Annotated in this window: 22 protein-coding genes and 1 tRNA gene; 8 read left to right on the top strand and 15 right to left on the bottom strand. The window is 70.9% G+C overall.

The window, feature by feature from the left end:
* Nucleotides 1–30: 30 nt before the first annotated feature.
* The 4 genes from IM767_RS16945 to IM767_RS16930 all read left to right on the top strand — a co-directional run bounded on the left by IM767_RS16945 (nucleotide 31) and on the right by IM767_RS16930 (nucleotide 4,479).
* Nucleotides 31–693 (top strand): bifunctional 4-hydroxy-2-oxoglutarate aldolase/2-dehydro-3-deoxy-phosphogluconate aldolase, encoded by a 663-nt coding sequence (locus IM767_RS16945; RefSeq protein WP_109208626.1) that lies wholly within the window; start codon nucleotides 31–33, stop codon nucleotides 691–693.
* On the top strand, nucleotides 690–2,438 hold the full coding sequence (locus IM767_RS16940) for a glycoside hydrolase family 35 protein (protein ID WP_109208625.1): 1,749 nt from the start codon (nucleotides 690–692) through the stop codon (nucleotides 2,436–2,438). The genes IM767_RS16945 and IM767_RS16940 overlap by 4 nt, the downstream gene beginning before the upstream one ends.
* 289 nt (nucleotides 2,439–2,727) lie before the next feature.
* Nucleotides 2,728–3,399 carry a DUF6226 family protein gene (locus tag IM767_RS16935; protein WP_109208624.1) on the top strand — a complete coding sequence of 224 codons (672 nt, stop codon included), beginning with the start codon at nucleotides 2,728–2,730 and terminating at the stop codon, nucleotides 3,397–3,399.
* Nucleotides 3,400–3,612: 213 nt separating this feature from the next.
* Nucleotides 3,613–4,479 carry a carbohydrate kinase family protein gene (locus IM767_RS16930; protein WP_109208623.1) on the top strand — a complete coding sequence of 289 codons (867 nt, stop codon included), beginning with the start codon at nucleotides 3,613–3,615 and terminating at the stop codon, nucleotides 4,477–4,479.
* A 9-nt stretch (nucleotides 4,480–4,488) separates the two neighbouring features.
* On the opposite strand, the gene IM767_RS16925 is transcribed toward IM767_RS16930, so the two are convergent.
* Nucleotides 4,489–4,914 (bottom strand): pyridoxamine 5'-phosphate oxidase family protein, encoded by a 426-nt coding sequence (locus IM767_RS16925; protein WP_198426069.1) that lies wholly within the window; start codon nucleotides 4,912–4,914, stop codon nucleotides 4,489–4,491.
* A gap of 118 nt (nucleotides 4,915–5,032) precedes the next feature.
* Between IM767_RS16925 and IM767_RS16920 the strand changes: the two genes are divergently transcribed.
* Complete coding sequence (locus IM767_RS16920; RefSeq protein WP_109208621.1) at nucleotides 5,033–5,242, top strand: hypothetical protein; 210 nt, start codon at nucleotides 5,033–5,035, stop codon at nucleotides 5,240–5,242.
* 480 nt (nucleotides 5,243–5,722) lie between these two features.
* Here IM767_RS16920 and IM767_RS16915 read toward each other — a convergent pair whose 3' ends face one another.
* The 5 genes from IM767_RS16915 to IM767_RS16895 all read right to left on the bottom strand — a co-directional run bounded on the left by IM767_RS16915 (nucleotide 5,723) and on the right by IM767_RS16895 (nucleotide 9,123).
* Entirely contained in the window at nucleotides 5,723–6,421 is a 699-nt protein-coding gene (locus tag IM767_RS16915) for a GrpB family protein (protein WP_109208620.1), read from the bottom strand.
* Nucleotides 6,422–6,633: 212 nt separating this feature from the next.
* Entirely contained in the window at nucleotides 6,634–8,127 is a 1,494-nt protein-coding gene (locus tag IM767_RS16910) for an HNH endonuclease signature motif containing protein (protein ID WP_109208619.1), read from the bottom strand.
* A 154-nt stretch (nucleotides 8,128–8,281) separates the two neighbouring features.
* A complete protein-coding gene (locus tag IM767_RS16905) occupies nucleotides 8,282–8,596 on the bottom strand; it encodes a hypothetical protein (protein WP_198426068.1) in 315 nt (104 codons plus the stop codon).
* A gap of 13 nt (nucleotides 8,597–8,609) precedes the next feature.
* Entirely contained in the window at nucleotides 8,610–8,804 is a 195-nt protein-coding gene (locus tag IM767_RS16900) for a hypothetical protein (protein WP_109208618.1), read from the bottom strand.
* A 91-nt stretch (nucleotides 8,805–8,895) separates the two neighbouring features.
* The gene (locus tag IM767_RS16895) at nucleotides 8,896–9,123 is read right to left on the bottom strand and encodes a hypothetical protein (RefSeq protein WP_109208617.1); all 228 of its coding nucleotides are present in this window, start codon (nucleotides 9,121–9,123) and stop codon (nucleotides 8,896–8,898) included.
* Nucleotides 9,124–9,412: 289 nt separating this feature from the next.
* On the opposite strand from IM767_RS16895, the gene IM767_RS16890 reads away from it, so the two are divergent.
* A complete protein-coding gene (locus IM767_RS16890; RefSeq protein ID WP_109208616.1) occupies nucleotides 9,413–10,282 on the top strand; it encodes a hypothetical protein in 870 nt (289 codons plus the stop codon).
* Nucleotides 10,283–10,336: 54 nt separating this feature from the next.
* On the opposite strand, the gene IM767_RS16885 is transcribed toward IM767_RS16890, so the two are convergent.
* From IM767_RS16885 to IM767_RS16875, 3 genes are all read right to left on the bottom strand, one after another.
* Complete coding sequence (locus tag IM767_RS16885; protein WP_109208615.1) at nucleotides 10,337–11,122, bottom strand: nucleotidyltransferase domain-containing protein; 786 nt, start codon at nucleotides 11,120–11,122, stop codon at nucleotides 10,337–10,339.
* Nucleotides 11,123–11,205: 83 nt separating this feature from the next.
* Entirely contained in the window at nucleotides 11,206–13,311 is a 2,106-nt protein-coding gene (locus tag IM767_RS20895) for an acyltransferase (RefSeq protein WP_239453078.1), read from the bottom strand.
* A tRNA-Gly gene (locus IM767_RS16875) sits at nucleotides 13,311–13,384 on the bottom strand. Before IM767_RS16875 ends, IM767_RS20895 begins: the two co-directional genes overlap by 1 nt.
* A gap of 79 nt (nucleotides 13,385–13,463) precedes the next feature.
* Here IM767_RS16875 and dcd point away from each other — a divergent pair.
* Nucleotides 13,464–14,069, top strand: coding sequence for a dCTP deaminase (dcd, locus tag IM767_RS16870; RefSeq protein WP_109208614.1), 606 nt, complete (start codon nucleotides 13,464–13,466; stop codon nucleotides 14,067–14,069).
* Between the two features lie 103 nt (nucleotides 14,070–14,172).
* On the opposite strand, the gene IM767_RS16865 is transcribed toward dcd, so the two are convergent.
* Together IM767_RS16865 and IM767_RS16860 are read right to left on the bottom strand one after the other, a co-directional pair.
* On the bottom strand, nucleotides 14,173–15,342 hold the full coding sequence (locus IM767_RS16865) for a M14 family zinc carboxypeptidase (protein ID WP_239453077.1): 1,170 nt from the start codon (nucleotides 15,340–15,342) through the stop codon (nucleotides 14,173–14,175).
* Nucleotides 15,343–15,528: 186 nt separating this feature from the next.
* On the bottom strand, nucleotides 15,529–16,494 hold the full coding sequence (locus tag IM767_RS16860) for a hypothetical protein (RefSeq protein ID WP_109208612.1): 966 nt from the start codon (nucleotides 16,492–16,494) through the stop codon (nucleotides 15,529–15,531).
* Nucleotides 16,495–16,768: 274 nt separating this feature from the next.
* Between IM767_RS16860 and IM767_RS16855 the strand changes: the two genes are divergently transcribed.
* A complete protein-coding gene (locus tag IM767_RS16855) occupies nucleotides 16,769–17,419 on the top strand; it encodes a PadR family transcriptional regulator (protein WP_109208611.1) in 651 nt (216 codons plus the stop codon).
* 49 nt (nucleotides 17,420–17,468) lie between these two features.
* Here the strand turns inward: IM767_RS16855 and IM767_RS16850 are convergent, their stop codons facing one another.
* From IM767_RS16850 to IM767_RS16835, 4 genes are all read right to left on the bottom strand, one after another.
* A complete protein-coding gene (locus tag IM767_RS16850; protein ID WP_109208610.1) occupies nucleotides 17,469–17,663 on the bottom strand; it encodes a DUF2795 domain-containing protein in 195 nt (64 codons plus the stop codon).
* A 118-nt stretch (nucleotides 17,664–17,781) separates the two neighbouring features.
* Nucleotides 17,782–18,747 carry an NAD(P)/FAD-dependent oxidoreductase gene (locus IM767_RS16845; RefSeq protein WP_109208609.1) on the bottom strand — a complete coding sequence of 322 codons (966 nt, stop codon included), beginning with the start codon at nucleotides 18,745–18,747 and terminating at the stop codon, nucleotides 17,782–17,784.
* Nucleotides 18,740–19,069, bottom strand: a complete 330-nt coding sequence (gene fdxA / locus IM767_RS16840; RefSeq protein WP_109208608.1) for a ferredoxin — start codon at nucleotides 19,067–19,069, stop codon at nucleotides 18,740–18,742. Before fdxA ends, IM767_RS16845 begins: the two co-directional genes overlap by 8 nt.
* Nucleotides 19,066–20,493, bottom strand: a complete 1,428-nt coding sequence (locus IM767_RS16835) for an FAD-dependent oxidoreductase (protein WP_109208607.1) — start codon at nucleotides 20,491–20,493, stop codon at nucleotides 19,066–19,068. Before IM767_RS16835 ends, fdxA begins: the two co-directional genes overlap by 4 nt.
* Between the last annotated feature and the right edge of the window lie 40 nt (nucleotides 20,494–20,533).

The following is a 20,533-nucleotide window of genomic DNA, read 5'->3' as shown; positions in this document are numbered from 1 at the left end:
AGCTGAACCCGACGCGCGAAGGACCTCCGAATGACCTCTCACACTCCCGAGCAGACCGGAACGGATGCTGCCACCCAGGCCACCTGGTTCGAGACGGCGTTCGCCGGCGCTCCGCTCATGGCGATCCTCCGCGGCATGGGCGTCGAGCGCTCGGCGCGGCTGGCCGAGACGGCGTGGGACCTCGGCATCGACTCCGTCGAGGTGCCGCTGCAGACCGACGAGGACGAGCTGGCGCTGCGCGAGCTCGTCCGCCTCGGGACCGCCCGCGGCAAGAGCGTCGGTGCGGGCACCATCGTCACCGCTGACCAGGTGGGTGTCGCGGTCGACGCCGGTGCCGCCTACCTCGTCTCGCCGGGCATCGACGCGGCCGTCGTCCGCGCGGCGCAGGATGCCGGCATCCCGATCCTTCCCGGCGTCGCGACGCCCAGCGAGGTGCAGCTCGCCGTCTCGCTCGGTCTCACGTGGCTGAAGGCGTTCCCGGCGACGTGGCTCGGCAGCGGATGGTTCAAGCACATCCGCGGACCGTTCCCGCAGGTGCGGTTCGTCGCCACCGGTGGCCTGGACGCCTCGAACGTCGAGGAGTTCCTCGACGCCGGTGTCCGCGTGGCCGCCGTCGGCTCCGCTCTCGAGGACGCGTCCCAGCTCGAGCGTCTCGCCGGCGTCCTTCGCTCCCGCGCGGGGTCGGCGCAGTGACCGACGGCGCCCGCTCGTTCGCGATCGGCGAGACCGACTTCCTGCTCGACGGCGAGCCCTTCCGCGTGCTGTCGGGGGCGCTGCACTACTTCCGCGTGCATCCCGGCCAGTGGGCGGACCGCATCCGCAAGGCGCGGCTCATGGGGCTCAACACCATCGAGACATATGTCGCCTGGAACGCCCATGAACCGGTGCATGGGGAGTGGGACGCGACGGGCTGGAACGATCTCGGAGCGTTCCTCGACCTCGTCGCGGCCGAGGGGATGCACGCGATCGTGCGGCCCGGGCCGTACATATGCGCCGAATGGCATAACGGCGGCCTTCCCGTCTGGTTGACCGCGATGGAGGGCATCGGACTGCGCCGTTCCGAGCCGCTGTACCTCGCCGAAGTGACCGCGTACCTCGAGCGCGTGTACGAGATCGTGGCACCGCGTCAGATCGACCGCGGCGGGCCCGTCATCCTCGTGCAGATCGAGAACGAGTACGGCGCCTACGGCGACGACACCGCATACCTCGAGCACCTGGTGAAGGTGACGACGGATGCCGGCATCACGGTGCCGCTGACAACGATCGACCAGCCGACCGATCAGATGCTGAGCGACGGCAGCGTGGCGGGCGTCCACCTCACGGGATCGTTCGGTTCGCGGGCGGACGAGCGGCTCGCCACGCTCCGGCGCCATCAGCCCACGGGTCCGCTGATGTGCGCGGAGTTCTGGGACGGGTGGTTCGACTGGTGGGGGTCGTACCACCACACCACTTCCGCCGCCGACTCGGCGGCGGAGCTGGATGCCCTCCTCGCCGCCGGCGCCTCGGTGAACTTCTACATGTTCCACGGCGGCACCAACTTCGGTCTCACCAACGGCGCGAACGACAAGGGGCGCTACCTGCCGATCGTCACGTCGTACGACTACGACGCACCGCTCGACGAGCGCGGCGACCCGACCGACAAGTACTTCGCCTTCCGCGACGTCATCGCGAAGTACGCGCCCGTGCCCGACGACGTGTCGGCCGCGAGCGGTCCCGCCGCCGAGTTCGAGGTCGCGCTGGAGGCGGTCGAGGCGGCGGTGGCGGCATCCGTATCCCGTCACGACAGCCCGCCGACGTTCGAGGATCTCGGCCACCTGAGCGCGCTGGTCTCGTACGAGGCCGACCTCGACGGGCGCGGCGGCGTGCTGCGCTTCGGTGAGGTGCGCGACCACGCGTGGGTGTCGGTGGACGGCGTGTCGGTGGGCACGCTGTCGCGGACCCGTCACGAGGACGCGCTCGTCGTGCCCCCGGGGCAGCGGGTGCGCGTGCTCGTCGAGGAGCAGGGCCGCGTCAACTACGACGCGCGCCTCGGCGAGCCGAAAGGCCTGATCGGAAACGCGACCCTCGACGGCGAGCCCGTGTCGGGGTGGACGGCGACGCCGATCGACGTCGCGGCTCTCGGTGCGGCGATGACGGATGCCGCTCCCGCCGTCGCGTCGAGCACCGGCGTCGCGCCGTTCGTGCTGCGGGGCGTGTTCGAGCTCGACGAGCCGACGGATCTCTTTCTCGACACGACGCGCTGGGGCAAGGGTTTCGCTCTCGTGAACGGCTTCCTGCTCGGACGGTATTGGTCGAGCGGTCCGCAGCGGACGCTGTACGTGCCCGCCGCGGCGCTGCAGGCGGGGGAGAACGTGCTCGTTGTCATCGAGCTGGATCGCGTCGCCGATGCGCAGGCGCGGTTCGTCGCCCGCCCCGACCTCGGCCAGCTCGCCGAGTAGCCGCCCCGCAGCGCGCGGCCGGCCCGCTCGTTCGAGCCGAGCCGAGGCGAACCGAGCCAGGCCGCGCCAGGCCGAGCTGGGCCGCGCCAGGCCGCGCTGGGCCGCGCCAGGCAGAGCTGGGCCGCGCCAGGCCGAGCTGGGCCGCGCCAGGCCGAGCTGGGCCGCGCCACGCTGGTCGGATCGCCCTCCCAACATCGGCGGGGAATATCGCGCGGCCGCGGTTTGCGCTCCGGTCCGGATCAGCAGATCGCGGGAATCGCCGTGTGCGCCCGCCGAGTACGGTGGCGGGATGGCTGAGTACCGGCGCCCCGCCCCGCCGTCGCGTGCGTTCGTCGACGACGCCGGCAAGCCGATCCGGTATGGCGAAAGATGGGGACTGGATTCACCACCGAGCGACTCCTACTCGGTGACGAGCAATGTCGAGCGCTTCGCGCCGCTGCACGATGTCGCGGACGCCTTGATCGGATGGCTGCGCGCGGAGTACGACGTCGCTGTAGATGAAGGGCGAGAGCTTGCGACCGACCTGCTCCGACCGCCCGCCGAGGTGGAGCGCGCCGTGCGGCTTCGTCCCCTGGCGTCGTCGGCATCCCCCTTGACGTTCGTCTTCACCCCGTTTCCCGGGGTGCTTCTCCATGCGGGCGCCCTCCACGATGCGTTCTTCCCGGTCTGCGGATGCGACGCGTGCGACGAGACGTGGGATCGCTGCGCCGATGACCTCGAGTTCACCGTCTTCGCCGTCGTGAACGGCGGGCTGTTGGAGGGATGGGCGCGCCGGGATGCCGAGAGCTGGTTCCGTCTGCGGTCGGAGGACCGCACGAGCAGCGGGTCGAGCCGGGCGTCAGACCTCCCTCCGGACCGGATCGCACCCGCGAGAGCGGTGATCGGCGAACGCCACCAGTGGGCGGCATGGTCGCAGTACACCGATGGCTCGTCTGCGCCTCCCGAATCGTCGGGTGCGTGACGGTCGGGCGGGGTGAGGGTTCGGACAAGGCTGGTGGGTGTCGTTGTCCACGCGGCTCAGCAGCAGCAAGACGGTGTCGCCTTGGAACCGACCTGGACGTATTGGCGTCCGACCTCGCCGGGTCGCGAGGTCGGCTCCGTCCCGTCGACCTGTCGTCCGTAGATGCCGAGGAGGTCGTCGGCTCGTCGGCAGGCGGACTGGTTGACTGGACGGATGCCTTTCGCTGATGCACGGGTCGCGGTGTGCGGACCCGCTTCGTGGAATCACCTCATCCTCCTCGACCGCCTGCCGGAGCCGACGCCGCACATGCAGTTCGCGCTGGGGGACGTGCACACGCTGGGCGGCACGTCGGCGGGCAAGGCGCTGCACCTGGCGGACCTGGGGGTTGCGACCACACTCCATGCACTGCTCGGTGCAGACCCTGAGGGCGACCACGTGCGGGAAGCACTGGGAAGGGCAGGCGTGCTGCTCGCGTCGCACGATTCCGAGCGCACCGAACGCCATGCGAACTTGATGACTCCGGCAGGGGAGAGGGTGAGCCTGTACCTCGCGACGCCGTCTCCAGCGACCGCCGACACGATCGATCGCGTCGAGGCGGCACTCACGGCGGCCGAGCTCGCGGTGGTCGACCTGAGTGAAGTCGGAGCCGCCATCGTCGAGCGTCGTCTGGCGGGCGCGACGGGCGCGCCGATCTGGACCGACCTGCACGATTACGACGGCGCGGCGGCGTTCCACGAGCCGTTCCTGCGGGCGGCGGACGTGGTCTTCATGAACGACGACGCGACCGACGACGCGTGGGCGCTGATGCAGTCATGCCTCGATCGCGGTCCACGGCTCGCCGTCTGCACACTGGGTGCGCGGGGTGCGATCGCGCTCTGCGCGGATGGACAGCGCGCGTCGGTGCCGGCAGAGCCGGCTGATGTGGTCGACACGAACGGAGCCGGCGACGCGTTCTTCGCCGGATTCCTGGCCGCTTCGCTCTCGGGTGCGAAGGTGGACGGATGCCTCGCCGCCGGCGCGCGGCAGGCCGTCACGGCGCTGTCGTCCGAGCACCTGCATCCTGCCGTTGCGGCACGCTGACGCGCGGCGCTACCAGCTCGCTTCGGCGACTTCCGCGTCGCGCGCGGAGGCGTCGTAGACCTTCACCCACACGGGCCGGATGGCGATGACGGCGAAGTGCGGATCGAGCGCGCGGGAGCCGGGGAACTGGGCGTTGTACGCCGTGCCGTAGCGTTCGCGATCCTCGCCGGCGGTTATGGCAGCAACGCCCTCGATCTGCGCCGACACGTCGCCGTCGGTCCCGACGACGACCGCGACCCGCCCGTCGTCGGCGAGATTGCGGACCTTCCGTGCGTCGGCGTGGCTGTCGAAGATGAGCGTGCCGTCGTCGAGCGCCGCGATGCCGACGAGTGCCGCCTCTGGCGCTCCCGACGGCGACACGGTCCCGACGACGCCCCGGCCGTGTCGGCGGACGAAGCGGGCGAGCGCGGCGGGGTCCGCGGGATCGAAGTTCACGCTGCCAAGGCTAGGACAGCGGCTCGCTGCGGTGCGGCGCGTCAGACGGTCCCTCCGGATGCTGAGAGCCCGGTGTGCATTCGGGTCGGCTGCTCCGAGGCCGTCATAGGATCCGGGCATGGACTCGGGCTCGCGGGTGGTTCCGGTGTGGGTGAAGGCGACCACGTGGTCGGTGGCGATCGGCGTTGCGGCGCTGGGAGTCGTCCTGTCGGTGGCGCTGAGCAGCGTCTGGCCGCTGGTCGCGTTCCTCGGGCTCGCGCTGCCGATGGTCCCGGTGCGAGCATCGCGGTCCGCCCGAGTCGAGGTCTCCGGTTCCGAGCCCGGGTAGGGTGCGGCGGAAGAACCAGTCGAGGTAGTGGCTGTGCAGCCACCGCGTCGGGAAGCCCGTCGACGCCGATCACGCGCCTCGGCGTCGCCGTGGAGGGCCGCATCCGTGGCGCGGCATCTATGTCCGGCTGCGCGGTGCCCGGCGCACTGCACGGCGCTCGGGCACGGCATCCTCTACGGGCTGCGCGGTGCGCGGTGCACTGCACGGCGCTCGGGCACGGCATCCTCTACGGGCTGCGCGGTGCGCGGTGCACTGCACGGCGCTCGGGCACGGCTCCATTCCGGGCTGCCCTATCACCGGTGCATCGCACGGCGCTCGGGCCCAGCGGCAATACTGGGCGCCTGTGCTCTGCGCCAGATGGGCGGCGCCGTCGCCGGTCGGATCAGTCTGACCGCCCGTCACGGGACGAGTGGCATCCCCGGGTCATGTGGCGGGACGAGTGGCGTCCCGGGTCATGTCGCGGACGAGTGGCGTTCTGCGTCAGGTCGCGGGCGGAGCCGTGGGATTCTGGGGCCCACCCGCCGAGCCGATGTTGAGAGCGAGGATCGCCTGCTTCTCGGCATCCGTCAGCTCCGACAGCGCGAGCACCTCCTGCAGGATCGGCGACTTGAGGGCGAGGTACGTCTCGATATCCATCGAGGGCTCGCGGGCGAGTTGAGTCTTGACGGCACCGTAGCGATCGCGGAGGTCGTCGCGTTCCCGCAGGATCTTCCGCACTGCCAGGTGGTTGCGCAGGTGCAGGGTGCCGGCGACGCAGACGTAGACGTTGCGCCGGGGCTCATCGTCGGGTGCTGCCAGGGACTCGCGGTCCGTCACGCCGAGGTTGCCGCGGTGGACGTAGCCGGTCCCGACGAGCGCCGCGATCGCCTCCGGGACGTTCTGCCGCTCGACCACGATGTCGATGTCGATGATGGGCTTCGCGGCCAGGCCGGGCACTGACGTCGAGCCGACGTGCTCGATCGACAGGATCGGCACACGCTCCAAGGTTCGTTGGAGGTCGGCAGCCACGCGCGCGAACTGCTTAGGCCAGTCGGGGGAGTACGGCACCACGGTGATTGCCACGCTCCCAGCATCCCAGCCGTTGGTGTTCGCCTCGTACCCCTTTGCGGTCGTGCCCACGCGGTGCGGCGGGTCGACCGACACTTCGATCAATGCGGTTCGCGACCACCCAGACTTCATCTACGCATGTTCTGTTGTTGGGCTCCCCTGCCGCGGACGACCTCACACCCGGCTAGCCCTTTCGCCGAGTGCCCGTACAGCTCGTGGGATCTCGCATCCCGCCGCTCGGGTCACCCTTCCGCGAGTGACCGCGCGGCTCGAGGGATCTTGTGTCGCGCCGCTCGGGTCAGTCGCCCGCCCTTGAGCGCCAGCACGGCTCGAGCGTTCTCGCATCATGCGGCTTCGAATCTCCTCGGCGATTTCGACCGGAGTGCGATCGGCTCTCCCAGCTCGCCGGTCACCGGATCAGGTGGTGCGTGGAGCCAATAGGTGTCGCTGCCGGAGACCGGATCTCGCCGGCGAGTTATCCGCCAGCGCTGATTGTGGAGACGGAGATGACAATTGCGGCAGAGGGCGATTCCGTCGTCGACGTCGGTGCGACCGTGGCGCTCCCACCAATGGTCGATGTGATGGAACTCGCACTGCGAGACAGGTGCGGCGCACGACGGCCACATGCATCCGCCATCACGGATGCCGATCGCGATGCGCTGCTTCCGCGAGAAGAGGCGCAGCTCGCGCCCGACGTCGAGGGGGCGTCCGTCGGCGTCCCAGATCACCGGGATGGCACCGGCGTCGCAGAGCCGCGCTTCCACGACTCCGGCCGGAACAGCCTGCCCGCCATCCTGAAGATGGCCGGCGCCGGTCACCTCGGCCTCGCCACGCTCGCCGGCCTGCGTGATCGCCGCAGCGTCCACCACGATGCGCACGCCGGGCTGTCGATCGCCGAAGGCCTGCTGCGGGTCGGCGTTCGCTCCCGTGCGGAGGACAGCGACAAGGGTGTCGTACTGCAGCTGTTCGTTGGTGCGCTCGTCAGCCGCGGCTGCGCGGGTCTGCGCCTCGGCGTCGGCACCGACAAATCGTGGACCGCGCCGCGGCCGCAATGCCGCCTGGAGCAGCGCATCGACCCAGGCCGCCGCATCGTCGTCGAAGACGATGTGCGCGTGCCGCTGCCCGGTCTCGTTCGTCCACATTCGGAACGAGCGAGCGGCAAAGCGCTCCTCGAACCGCACGGTGACGCCGACAGGGTCGAGGCGGTCGCGGGCGATGCGGGCCTGGCTGCGCAGCTCTTCCACGGTCACCTGCGCCGCCTCTTCCAGCAGCACGCGCACGGCGCGTGCCCACGCCTGCGGGAGGAAGTCCGGGGCGAGTTGCGGGTAGCGGTCGACAGGCGGCTCACCGAGCGCGGTTCGGATTGCCTGAAATTGCGCCTGCGACAGTCGGCCGGTCGACAGCGCGCTGCGCAACTCGGAGAGCCACTCCGGCGCGGGGGGAGCCGGGGGTGTGCCCTCACCTCGCGTCGGCGCGGCGGTCGCGTCGGGGGCGACTTCGGGTACGAGCTCGGCGCCTGTGTCGACGGCGCGCACGACATCGCTTCGCGCCAGGCCGGTGATCTGCTGCACGAGCGCTGTGCCGGTGCGCAGGCCCTTCCGCTGCGCAAGGCCGCCGTACCCGAGATCACGCGACGACCGCCGTGACACCTCGGCGGACGCGCCTGCCACGATGAGTTCGAGGGCCTTGCGCGCGTCGGTCGCATCGGCCAGGAGCGCGAGAAGTTCGTCATCCTCGAGTCGGCAGACGTCGGAGGATCGAGCGCCGAGCCGCTCGGCGACGCGCGCCGCGGCATCCGTCAACCGCTGGGCGGGTTCAAATACCGGCTCGAATTTCATAGAACAAAGATACGAATGACTTCCGACATTGTGTGGTCGTGAAGCTCCCCGGCCGCCTCCGAACCCCTTCGAGCGTGACCGTCGCCCCGAGCGAACGCGGGTTCGTCGCACGGCCCGAGGCCCTGCGAGTCGTTGATCGTCGCGGACCGCCCGGTCACACCGGATCGGTGAACGAGACCGGCTTGCCGGCGGCGCGGGCGTAGGCGATCTCCCTGCTCGTGGACTCGCCGATGTATCCGCCCGGGTTGACGACCAGAATGCGGTCGGCGAGGTCGATCTTGCGCAAGTGAAGAGAGTCCAACAGGAACTTCTGATCGTCGGTGATCGCCCCGTCGGCTTCACCGGGAGCGAGGACGATGACGCCCGCGAGAGTCAGGTCTCGGTTCGCGGCACGCATCTCCTCCACGAAGCGGGTGGATCCGCAGATGCAGACGAACTCGGGGCGATCGAGCACGTTTCGATCGTTCATCGAAGACGACACCTCAGGCGGAGGGTCTCCTGTGCGCTGCGACGGCGGCGCCGACGAGGCCGCCCGCTGCCACCAACAGCACCAAGGCTCCGACGATCAACCCGATCTCGATCGGGAGCGGCAGTTCCAGGGCCACCGTCAGCACGCAGAGCAGAACCGCGAGCGCGGCAGCACAGGCGGCGAGGGCGCCGAATGCCTTGGTGTTCATGCATGAACTCTATCCAGCGAGCGCGGGCACGCTCCGCGCCGCCTTGCGATCCTCGAGCCGCCCACTCCCCAGCGTGTATCTCTGCAGCCGGCTACGGGGACTCCTCGTTCGCGGCGGATTCGATCCAGTCCACTGCTTCGTCCGAGAGATGGAAGCCGTCCGGCCCGTGTTCGCCCACCCACCAGGCGGCCGATGAGACGGCACCGCCGGCTGCGACGATCTTCGCGAGGATTTCGCCCGGCACCGCTTCGCCGTTGTGCGCGATCAGCCATTGCTTGGCGTCCGCGTCGAGCGTCCGCCACCAGTCGAGGTTCTCCATGCGAGCCAGGCTGTCACGTCCCCGACCGCGAGGTAAGCGCGCGACCCGCCGGATCAGCCGAACAGCGAAAGCAGCCGACCGCACTTGGGCGGATCGTCGGTGAGCCCGTGCCGGAGACCCCACAGCAGGTAGTCCATGGAGCGGACGAGTACAGTTGCCCGGCCGCATTGCGTAGCGAAGGTCCGCGGCACGGCGATCACGTGTCGGCCGTAGCTGCATCCCGCTGGGCCGCGCATCGACCGGTCAAGCTCCTGTTCCGCTCCGCCTCCCTCCGGCCGAAACTGGTCTCATGGAGGACGACGCCGCATCTGAGGTCACCGCCATGCCCGCCGGAGCCGCCGGCGAGGCCGACGACCGCGCGTACGAGGTCGCGGCCCTGATCGCCGGTGCTGACCACGACGCCGCCGGCGCCAACCCGTACCGCAAGTGGACAGGATCCCATTGGCGGCTCGTGGAGCTCGCGGACCTCGCGGCCGACGGCGCGGTCGTTCCAGCGGAGCCGCTGAGGCCGATGTTCGAGGCCGAGTTCGACTGGCTGCTCGGAGAGCGGCACGGGCGCCGCATCCGTGTGATCGAGGGAAGGACTCGCCGGTGCGCCTCCCAGGAAGGCAATGCCCTCTACGCGGCGTCCACGCTCGGCTGGGCAGGTGACGAGCGCCCGCGAGAACTGGCGGCGCGCCTCATGACCTGGCAATGGCCGGACGGTGGATGGAACTGCGACGCGAGACCCGGCGTGACGCGCTCGTCGTTCCACGAGTCGATTACGCCCGCCCTCGGCCTCGTCGCCTTCGGCCGGGCGACGGGCACGCGCGAGCCGGTCGACGCGGCCCGCAGGACCGCCGAGCTCCTGCTCGAGAGTCACGTCATCCACTCCCGCCGGACTGACGAGGTCGTCCACCCGAGCTGGGCCGTGCCGCACTACCCGGCGTACTGGCACTACGACGTGCTGCAGGGCCTGCGCCTGCTCGCCGAACTCGACCTCCTCGACGACGCGCGCGCGAGCGATGCCCTGGACGTCCTGCGCCGATCCCGTCGGCCGGACGGCTTCGCGGGGCGCACGTGGGCATCCTCCCGGCAACCGTCCGCGATCGAACGCGGCAGGGGAGCCGCCAACCGCATGCTGAACCGGCTTGCGGGCGAGGTGCTGGCACGCGCCTAGGCGCGTTCGATCGCGCTCGCCACGGCGAAGGAGGCGCGAACCAACCCCGCCCCATCAGCCCACGAGTCGCCGGAACAGCGCGTCGGCCCGCGCCCGCGCCTGGGCGGGATCCTTCACCGGGGCCATCGACTCGTACGCCTCAGCGCGCTCCAGCTCTCGTGCGACGAAACGCTCGAGCACGCGGGGTGCCGCACCGGTGCCCATCTCACGGGTCACCGACTTGAGGGCGATCAGCTCGGTGGCGGCATCCCGCACCTCCGACTCCGCGGTGCTCTCCGACAGGAGCGTCGGCAGATCCATCGGCGGGACGGCCTCGTCGGGGTGATCGGCCAGCCAGCGGAGCGCGGCCGCGGGCCGCAGTACGTAGAAGAAGCGCTTCAGCGACGGCGCACCCGCCTGCTGGTGCAGCGCGACGTGGCGGTAGTGGCGCCCGACGGCTGCCCGCTCGACCACCGCGGCGGCGAACGAAAGCAGCTCGTCGCGGAACGCCGCATCGCCCGTGTAGACGATGGGCGAGCGCAGCCATTCGATCGCCGTCGCGTTGCCCTTCGCGATGAGGGTGAGAGCCTTCGAAAGATCCCAGCCGTTGACGTCGAACGTCTCATCGAGCGGGGTCTCGATCACATCGCGCTCGGGCCACAGCGTGAGATAGCGCTCGCGAGACCGCACGAAGAGGAAGCGGCAGTCGTAGTCACTGTCGGGCGAGGGGAAGCCCCACGCCCGGCTGCCGCTCTCGATCGCCCACGGGATCCGCACGTCGTGCTCGGCCGCAACCGTCCTCAGCCGGAGGTCGATCTCGGTGACGACCGCCGGGTCGAGGCTGTCGGGGATCGCGCGCATCGCTCGACACTACTTGCGAACATGCGGGGACCGTAACGGATGCCTCGGACACCGGCATCCGTGAGTCTCCGGCTGCGTCCTGCCTACGGTCGCAGCGTCGCGGCCGGCTCCGGCCGGTGCACGCCCCGCGGGCGATAGCCGAGGGCGCCCGACACCCCGGCCAGGTCGGCCAGGTACCAGATGATCGCGAGCCACATCTCGGTGCCCTGGAGGCCGGGTTCGGTCTCGGCGAGTCCTCGCGTGGCCGGGCTCGGCTCTCGGAACGAGAACCCAGCGCCCGGAACCCACGTGGCGACGGCGTCCGTCAGCAGACGGGCCGCCAGATCGCGCACCTCGTCGCCCCGGTAGCCGGTGGCGCGCGTGAGCCAGAGGGGGTGAGCGATGTCGAGCACGTTGCACGCGTTGCGCTCGCCCGGGGCGAACCAGCGCGGGTCGCGCGCATGACGCAGCACCGTGTCGATGACGCGCTCGGGGTGCGGCAGCGACACCCCGAACTGCGCGAAAGTGCCGCGAGAGGCGCGGTAGAACCCGTTCACGACGGGGAGCAGTCCCCGGTCGGCGGTCTCCGTTCCCCACATGCCGGTCTGCGGGTCGGTGTTCAGGAGGAGCCAGCCGAACAGCGCCTCCTCCACACCGGACGGAATCGGATGCCCCGCCCGCCGTGTCCACAGAAGCGCGGTGCCGAAGCCGTCGATGTGGTGCCCCGCGCCCCACGCGTCGGAGGCCCACGGCAGACTCTCGCAGAACGCGACCACCCGCTCGGGGGTCGCGGCGGTCACCCACGTGAGAGGAGCAGGGAACGCCGAACCCAGCAGATCGAGCGCGTACCCGGTGCTCAGCACGTGGTACGCCACGTCGTCGTGCGAGAATCCGAGGCCCTCCGCCTGGCGTCCGCTCGCATCGAGGGGCGCGACCGCGCCCGTCGACGGGTCCTGCCACTTGTGCAGGCGGCGGACCTGCTCGGCGACCGAGGCCCGCGTCGGCGCGGTGCCCAGCAGCAGATCGGCGATCTCGACGGCGTCGCCCTGCGCGCGCACGGTGGGCGCGACCCCGGGGCGGTCGACGAAGAGCTTCAGGTCGTCGCGCCACGCGCGATCGAGGAGAGCGGATGCCTCGCCCCGCGCGCGTGCGGCGAACTCGGCCACGCTCTCCGCGAGGCCGGTGATGTCGTCGCCCGCTGCGACGCCGGCTGCGACGGCGCTCGCACTGGGCGGGGCCGGGGAGGCAGTGAGGCCGGGCATACCGGTTGGGCGAGGAACGGCGCCCGCCGGCGTCTCACCGGTGCGCGTGTCGGTCTGTGTCTCACCGGCGCTCGTGTCGGCGGCGCCATCGAAGAGACCGGCATCGCCGGCGGTGCCGTTGTCTCCGGGGTCCCCGCGCGTCACAGTCGTGCCCACATCGGCGCCGGCGGTTGCCCGGGTCTCGAACACCGCGGGTGCCGGACCGGCGTGGGCGGGCAGCATGCTCGTTCGCGTCGTGCCAGGGGCTCCGGCATCCGTCCCCGCCCGCTCGTCTTCGGCTCCCGCCAGCACCGGGCCCGACCCCGCACCCGGCGCATCCGCACCCGTCGCGCCACGCGCCGCGGCGTCGGCGGCCGCGTCCGGGGCGATGCCGGTGTCGTCCGGTTCGACGCGCCAGCGGATGAATCGCGCGGGGTTCCCGCCCACGACGGCTCCGTCGGGCACGTCCTTCGTCACGACCGCGCTCGCCGCGAGCACCGAGTGCGAGCCGACGCGGATGCCGTCGAGGATCACCACGTGCGAGCCGATCCACACGTCGTCGCCGATCTCGATGCCCTTAGAGGTGAGGGGCTGACGGAAGACGGGGGTGCCCGACTCCATCGAGTGGTTGAAGCCCAGGATCGACGTGTGGGCGCCGATGCGCACGCCGTCGCCCATGCGCACGCGGCCACGGATCACGGTGTACGGGTTGATGCTGCAGTCGGCGCCGGCATCGAGGTCTCCGGTCAGATACGCGCCCGCCGCGACATACGTGCGGTCGCCGAGACGGAGGGTGTCGTTGTCGATCGAGGCGAGCTCCGAGATGAAGCACTGCTCGCCGAGCTCGTGACCGGGGCGGCCGCCGACGACCGTCCGCTGGAGGGCGAGCTGCGCGTCACGCTCCGCCGGGGTGGCCTCGCTCCAGAAATCCCAGGGCGAGTACTCGTGGGCGGCGATGGCGGGAGACATGGAGGGGCTGACGGGAATCGAACCCGCGCTGTCTGCTTGGGAAGCAGAAGTTCTGCCATTGAACTACAGCCCCGGACGCCGGCATCCCGGCGTTCGAACGCCTGTTACGGCGCCCGGCCAGCATAACAGCACCCTCCGGATAGGCTGGCTCCGTGCTGCTGAGTGACCGCGACATCCGGCTCGAGATCGACGCGGGGCGCCTCGCGCTCGACCCGTGGGATCCCACGATGGTGCAGCCCTCGAGCGTCGACGTGCGGCTCGACCGGTACTTCCGGCTGTTCGACAACCACAAGTACCCCTTCATCGATCCCGCCGAGGACCAGCCCGAGCTCACGCGGCTCATCGAGGTCGACCCGGAGGAGCCGTTCATCCTGCACCCCGGCGAATTCGCGCTGGGGTCGACCTTCGAGCAGATCACCTTGCCCGACGACATCGCCGCCCGCCTCGAGGGCAAGTCCTCGCTCGGCCGGCTCGGCTTGCTCACCCACTCGACCGCTGGGTTCATCGACCCGGGATTCACGGGTCACGTCACCCTCGAGCTCTCGAACGTGGCGACGCTGCCCATCAAGCTGTGGCCGGGAATGAAGATCGGCCAGGTCTGCTACTTCCGCCTCACCTCCCCGGCCGAGAGCCCGTACGGCGCCGGTGCGTACGGCAACCGGTATCAGGGTCAGCGCGGGCCCACGGCATCCCGTTCGTTCCAGAACTTCCACCGCACCGACGTGGGGGCGACGGATGCCGGGAGCCGAGGCGCCTGACGAGCTCGTCGGACCGCGCACCACGGGTGGATGCCGGTTCTCCTGACGTGAAACGGGTCGCCCGGGACCAGCCCGGACGACCCGTTTCACCTGCCGTCGTTCGTCAGTCGGCCGGAAGGTAGATGCGCTCGGGGATCTCCTCGTAGGCCTCGGGGTCGAGCGACTCGATCGAGCCGTCCGCCACCGCCGTGATCAGGCCCTTGAGCCCGATCTCGACCTGCTTCGTCAGGAACCCGTTGCGCTTCTGCCCGTCGGACTGCGTGTTGCTCGAGGTCTCGAACAGCACGGTGGCGCTGCCGCGGAGGGCGAACGAACCCAGCGCGGTGCCGGGAAGGTTGGTGTCCTGCGGGTAGAGCGTCAGGTCGCCGAATGCCGACTGACCCTGGCCCTGAAGAGCGTCGTACACCGCGACGTTGGCGCGCCGCGAGGCGTCGTAGTCGAAGTTCGGCCAGTCGCCGAACTCGGACGGGTCGGCGATGAACCGCGCCGAGATCGACAGCGGCGACATGTCGCCGGTGCCTTCCTGGGCGTAGCACGGCCACTGGTTGTGCAGGTCGACGAAGTAGTCGACGATGCCGAACTCGCTCTCCAGGCCCGCGTACACGTCGCGCACGGTTTGCGCTTCCGGCGTGATGAACCAGCCGGTGTCGGCGCTGTTGCCCGGGAAGTCCGCCGGCTGCGGCACGTACGACAGGTCGGGGTTGAAGTCCCGGTTGACGTCGAAGCCCGGCACGCGCGTGTTGTAGTTCCACGCCGGCGCGACGCCCGCCAGCTGCGGGAAGTCCGCCACGACGTCGTCCCAGCTCATCTGGTTCTGCCGCGTGTCGGCCTCGCCGCCGTCGACGTTGAGGCGAGGGATCGCGACGATCGTGACGTTCTCGCGGATCTCCTGCGCCTCGGCCGTGTTCCCGCCGAACTCCTTGAGCAGCGACAGCAGGGCCTCGGTGCCGTGGTTCTCGTTGCCGTGGATCTGCGACTGCACCAGGATCACCGTGTCGCCGGTGCCGACGCGGGCCTGGTAGATCTCGCGACCCTCATTGCTGTACCCGGCGACCGAGACGTCGACGGCCCCGCCCGTCGTGCGCTCGATCTGCTCCAGCTGCCTGGTGAGCTGGTCATGGGTCACGAACGCCGAGCGGTTGCCGGCGGACTCCGTGCCGCAGTGGGACTGCACGGGAATGGCCTGGGCGGCGGGCGCGGCGACGATGCCCGCCGTGCCGACCAGGATGGCGCTCGTCAGCGCAGCGACGGTGATTCTTCTTGCTCTTCGCACGTTGTCTCCAGTTCTGTATCGACGGTCCCCCGTACATGCCGATGCATGGAGGTCTCGCGTACATGCCATCCCACGCACGTGGTGCGAGGGAAGCGTTTACTCAGCCTTCTCACGAAAGGCTCATCTGGGACGTGAGGAGGATCGGCGCCGATCGTGCGGATGTCGGCGTCCGCCGGGAGCCGGACCCTAGGGCGTCGGCTGCACGATGCCGGGCTCGCGGGCGTAGATGAGCACCTGCTCGCCGTCGACCACGAACTGCAGCGCCGTACCCTCCGGGAAGCGCTCGAGCAGGGCCTCGGGCGCGTCGGCCGCGACGACCATGTTCGCGACCGGCGGGAACGAACCCGCTCCGCAGTTGCCCGTGCCGAAGCCGTTGGTGTCGGTGACCACGTAGACGCACGTCTGGGAGCCGGCCGGGCCCATCACCTGCGGGAAGACGAGCACCGACAGGCCGTGGAACTCCTCGAAGACGCGCCCCTCCGCGGGGCGCGGCCCGAAGAAGTCGTCGGGCCAGGCGCCGTCCGGATCCTGGTGCAGTACGGCGACCCGGCCGGCCTGCAGTCCCTGCACCGCGAGGGTCAGCCCGACGCCGACGAACAGAGCGCCCACGACCGCGACGGCGGCCCAGAGCATCGGGATCCTGCGACGCCACCACCGCTTCGCCGGCTCCGGTGCCTCCGGCTCGGCCTCGGTTCCGGCCTTGTCCGCCGCCGTGCCGGGTTCCTCCACCCGGGGCGACGCGTCGCCGGAGGCCGTCGCCGGAGCGCCGCCACCACCGGCAGCCGCCGCGGGGTCGCCGTACGACGATCCGTCGAGACCTCGCGGATCGGAGAGGGCGGCGGGCGCGGCATCCGCTCGCCGTCCGGCGGCCGGGCCGATCGGCCGGGCGTCACCGGCGACAGGCTCGGGGCGCGCGGACGGTGCGGCTGCTGCGATGGACGACCGCCGTGCGCCACCCGCTGCCCTCTCGACCGGCGCCTCGCCCGCGGGCGAGGCGCCGGTCGCATCGATCTTCGAGGCCGCGGTCAGCGCCTCGAGCTCGTGCAGCCGCGCGAGCGCCGCGGGGTCGTCGTGGATATCGGCGTCGCGCCCGTACGCGCGCTCGCGCAGGGCGCGAAGCTCATCGAGCGGAGAGTCGGTCGGCGTTGACATCGATGCCATCCTGCCGCACGGAGCGGCCCGCCGCCTTCGACCCCGGGCGATGGCCGGGTCGCCAGAAGAAGAGCGCGGCGGGCGATCTTGGTTCGCCCGCCGCGCGCGCGGATCCACGTCCCCACGCGGGATCCACCACGGTCGCGGTCCGTACCCCCACTGTGCGGGCCGTGCCGACGTTACTGCAATCTGCAGTATAGGGTCGAAATGACCCCGCGGGATACCCTTTCTCGTTCCTCGATCGCCCCCCGATCCGATCAGCAGGGAGCACGCCGTGCCCGACCGTGAACTCTCCACCACGGGCTACCTCACCCTCGGTCTGCTGGCCGCGGGCGACTGGTCGGCGTACCAGCTCGCAGAGCAGCTCGGCCGCGGCGTCAGCGAGCTGTGGCCGTCCGCCGATCGCGGCCGCTACGCCGTGCTCGGCCGCCTGCACGAGGCGGGCTACGTCGACACGCGCCAGGAGCACACCGGAAAGCGCGCGCGCACCGTCTACTCGATCACTTCGTCTGGACGCGAGGCGCTCGCGTCCTGGCTGAGCACGCCGGTGCGCGCGCCCACGCTCGAGTTCGAGGGGATGGTGCGGGTGCTCTTCTCCGACCAGGGGTCGATCGAGGATCTGCGGCGCACGCTCGCCCAGACGCGGGAGCAGGCTCTCGCCAACCGCGAGATGTTCGCGCGGTACGCCGCCTTCATCAGCGCCACCGGCGGCACCTTCCCGGAGCGGCGGCACCTGTTCGCGCTCGCCAACACGTTCATGATCGGCCACTACGATCACGTCGTCGCTTGGGCCGACTGGGCCGAGCAGCAGATCGAGTCGTGGCCCGACACGGTGACGCCCGCGACCACGCACGAGGCCCAGGTGCGCGACATGCTCGCTCCCGGGCGCGCGGCGTGGCAGGTGGCCGGGCACACCGAGGATTGAGAGCCCCCGGCCGGACCGATGGGAGAGCCCGGCCGGGGACCGGTCGGGTTCAGCCGCCGGCGACGGCCTGGCTGACGTCTGTCGGGCTGTCGAAGGAGTCGGATCCGGAGTTCTCCAGCGCCGCGACGAGGTCGTCCGGCGCGCCGCCTCGCCGGGCGGCCGCGACGAGGTCTTCTCTGCTGGCCGGGTAGTCGACGCCGCCGAGGTACTTCTGCAGCTCGATGGGAGTGGGGTTGTCGCTCATGATGGCGCCTCCGGAGATGTCGGTCCGGTCACCGTAGGCTCGTCACCCGCCTGCGCCTCCCGGGCTTGACAGCGCCCGCACGCCGCGTGACACTGCGCGACCCGCGGTGGGGCGGCGATCAGTGTGCGGTGCGGACGCCGACCAGGTCGTGCACCAGCACGGCGGCCGCGCGGGCGCCCTGGCCCGCGGCCACGATGAGCTGCTGCGGACCGGGCGACGCGGCATCCCCGGCGGCATACAGCCCCGGCACCGACGTGCGCCCGGAGCGATCGGTGACCAGGTTGCCGAACCCGTCGCGCTCGAGCGCGATCCCCGAGACGAAGTCGAGCGCCGGATGCCATTGCGGCCGCACGAAGCCCCCGTCGATCTCGACCCGCGTGCCATCCTGCAGGCGCACCGCCGAGACGGTGCCGCGGTCGCCTTCGAGGTCGTCGATGACGCGGCGTTCGACGATGATCCCGGATGCCGCGAGCTCGGCCTCTTCGACGGTGTCCACGGCGTCGGAGCCGTTGGTGAAGACCGTGAGGCGGTCGGTCCAGCGGGCGATCAGCCGGGCGCGGTCGGCGAGATCCGGCGTCTCGCCGATGAGCGCGAGCGGGCGGTCCTGCAGCTCCCAGGCGTCGCACGCGGCGCAGCTGAAGACGGTCATGCCGTAGAAGGCGCGCAGGCTCGGGACCTCGGGGAGGGTCTCGCGCAGCCCGGTCGCGACGATGACCGACCGCGCGGACACGGCCGGGGGGATCCCGTTGCCACGGCCGTTCAGCGCCGCCAGGAAGCGTCGGCCGTCGCCGCAGTCGCGCTCCTGCAGCGCCGTCACGACCGTGCGGTCGAGGATCCGCACGTTCGGGTAGGCCGCCAGTTCCGCGCGGGCGAGCTTGCGCAGCTCCAGCGGCGGGACGCCGTCGCGCGTCAGGAAGCCGTGGGAGCGCAGCGTGGCGGCGTTGCGAGGGCGCCCCGCGTCCACGACGACGACCGACGCACGGGCGCGGCCGAGGTTCAGCGCCGCCGAGAGCCCGGCCGGTCCGCCGCCGATGATGACGACGTCGACCTCGGTCGAGGGACTGGTGGGAGCGAGATCAGTCATGCCCGTCTCCTTGGGGAGGTAGCGCCGCGATGACCGGGTGGTCCTTCGCGATGACGCCGGTCTTCGCGGCGCCGCCGGGGGATCCGATGTCGTCGAAGAACTCGACGTTGGCCTTGTAGTAGTCCTGCCACTCGTCGGGCAGGTCGTCTTCGTAGTAGATCGCCTCGACCGGGCACACCGGTTCGCAGGCGCCGCAGTCCACGCACTCGTCGGGGTGGATGTACAGCGACCGCTCACCCTCGTAGATGCAGTCCACCGGGCACTCGTCGATGCAGGCGCGGTCCTTCACATCGACGCACGGCAGTGCGATCACGTACGTCACCGGACGAGAGCTCCCCGTGAGATCCCCACCTGCTCGTCGCGCGGCACGACCTTCACGCGCTCGCGGGTGTGGAGGTGCTCGGCGCCGAGCGAGCGCTCGTGCGCGTCGAGCGCGAGCCAGCCGTCCCACGTCGTGTACGCGACCTCGCGCTCGTCGAGCACGTCGAGCACGTCGCCCTCGACGGTCGGGGCCGAGAGGCGACCGGCCTCGACGTCGGTCACGAGGTGCGCAATGGTCTCCATCGCGTCGGACTTCGTGTGGCCGATGAGCCCCACCGGTCCGCGCTTGATCCAGCCGGTGGCGTAGAGCCCGGCGACCACCGGAGCGTCGGCGTCGCCGGTGGTCGAAGCGGCACTCGCACTGAGCGAGGAACGAGCCGAAGTGTCCGTCACCCGTCCTTCGACGTTCGAGACGACGCCGGCCTTCTCGTCGAACGGCGCGCCGATGACCGGCGTGCCGTAGTAGCCGACGGCGCGGTAGACCTGCTGCACGGCGATCTCGCGGAACTCGCCGGTGCCCGCGACGCGGCCGTCGCCCACCGGCTCGGTGCGCTCGAAGCGGATGCCCTCCACGCGGCCGTCGCCGAGCACCTCGACGGGCGAGTGGTAGAAGTGCAGGTGCAGGCGCCGGCTCGCGCCGGTCGACTCACGCGTGCGCCAGCTCTCGAGGATGCGCAGCATGACCTTCAGCTGGTTGTTGGCCGGCGTGAAGTCCTCGAGGTGGGCGAAGTCCTCGTCGTGCACCACGATGTCGACGTTCGGCACCTCGCCCAGCTCGCGCAGCTCGATGGGCGTGAACTTGATGTCCTGGGGGCCCCGGCGGCCGAAGACGTGCACGTCCGTCACGGCAGAGGCCTCGAGGCCCGCGAGCACGTTGTCGGCGATCTCGGTCGAACGCAGGTCGACGGCGTGCTTCGCGAGAACGCGGGCGACGTCGAGCGCGACGTTGCCGTTGCCGATGACGGCGACCTCGCGCTGGTCGAGTGTCCACTCGGTGGGCACGTCGGGGTGGCCGTCGAACCACGCGACGAAGTCGGCGGCGCCGTAGGAGCCCGGCAGGTCGATGCCGGGGATGTCCAGCGCCGCGTCGCGGATCGCGCCGGTGGCGAGGATCACGGCGTCGTAGCGCTCCTGCAGCTCGTCGATCGAGATGTCGCGGCCGACCTCGACGTTGCCGATGAACCGGGTGGTGCCGGCATCCAGCATCTCGTGCAGCGAGTTGACGATGCCCTTGATGCGGGGGTGGTCGGGCGCGACGCCGTAGCGGATCAGGCCGTAGGGCGCCGGCAGCGACTCGAACAGGTCGATCGCCACCGTGCCGCCCGCATCGACGACGGAGTTCGTCAGGATGTTGCCCGCGTAGATGCCGGCGGGACCGGCGCCGACGATCGCGACGCGGAGGTTCTGGAGGCTCGAAGAAGTCACAGTGGTCTCTTTCGGGTCAGGGTGAGCGAGGGCGCGGCCG

The sequence above is a fragment of the Microbacterium ureisolvens genome, assembly GCF_015278315.1.
Classification (GTDB): domain Bacteria; phylum Actinomycetota; class Actinomycetes; order Actinomycetales; family Microbacteriaceae; genus Microbacterium; species Microbacterium ureisolvens.
Note: the sequence above shows the minus strand (reverse complement) of the source record. Positions and strands in the feature narration are given on the sequence as shown.